We start from the raw sequence: 734 nt of genomic DNA, 5'->3' as shown, positions 1-734 counted from the left end.
GCTCCATCGTGGTGTTGGAGAAGGCGCGGCCGACCGTGCGCCGGTCGGGGTCCTTCACCGTGACCCGCAGGTGGGCGGTGGCCTGGGCGTTGGTAGGGGCGTCGGGGTGGTCGAAGCGCAGCAGCTGCACGTCGAACTCGGCGAAGCGCTCCCGCCCGCCGAGCAGCTCGACGAGCTGCTGCTCGGCCCAGGCGGCCTTCTCCTCGATCCGGGTGCCGGTGAGCACCAGGGTCATGGTGTTGCGGTAGCCGCCCTCGTAGTTGAGCGCGACCTTGAGCCGGTCGGTGGGCGCGCTCCCACGCGTCCCCGACATCAGCCCCCGGTGCTCGCCCCGCTGGGTGAGCTGCAGGGAGTCGAAGTGCGCCACGGCGTCCGGGCCCGGGTAGGCCGGCTCGCCGACCTCGTAGAGCGGCTGCGCGGTGGGGGGGCCGGGCGAGACCAGGCCGCCGGTGCGGGCGTGCTTGGTGAGCACGCTGGAGCCGGCCGCGGCGACCTCGGCGGTCGGGAAGCCGGGGTGGCGCCGGTCGGGGACCTCCTCGAAGAAGGAGTAGTTGCCGCCGGTGGCCTGCGGGCCGCACTCGATGACGTGCCCGGCCACCATGGCGCCCGCGACGGCGTCGAAGTCCGTGCGTCCCCAGCCGTGCCACCACGCCGCAGGCCCGACGACGACCGACGCGTCGGTTACCCGGCCGGTCACCACGATGTCGGCGTCGGCGCGCAGCGCCTCGGTGATG

Annotated in this window: 1 protein-coding gene; it reads right to left on the bottom strand. The window is 74.4% G+C overall.

What is annotated here, in order from left to right; genetic code table 11:
* A partial coding sequence (locus D8M34_RS18640; RefSeq protein ID WP_148113119.1) for an acyclic terpene utilization AtuA family protein occupies positions 1–734 on the bottom strand: 734 nt, incomplete at both ends.

This window comes from Microbacterium sp. HSID17254 (genome assembly GCF_003989315.1).
Lineage (GTDB): Bacteria > Actinomycetota > Actinomycetes > Actinomycetales > Microbacteriaceae > Microbacterium.
Note: the sequence above shows the minus strand (reverse complement) of the source record. Positions and strands in the feature narration are given on the sequence as shown.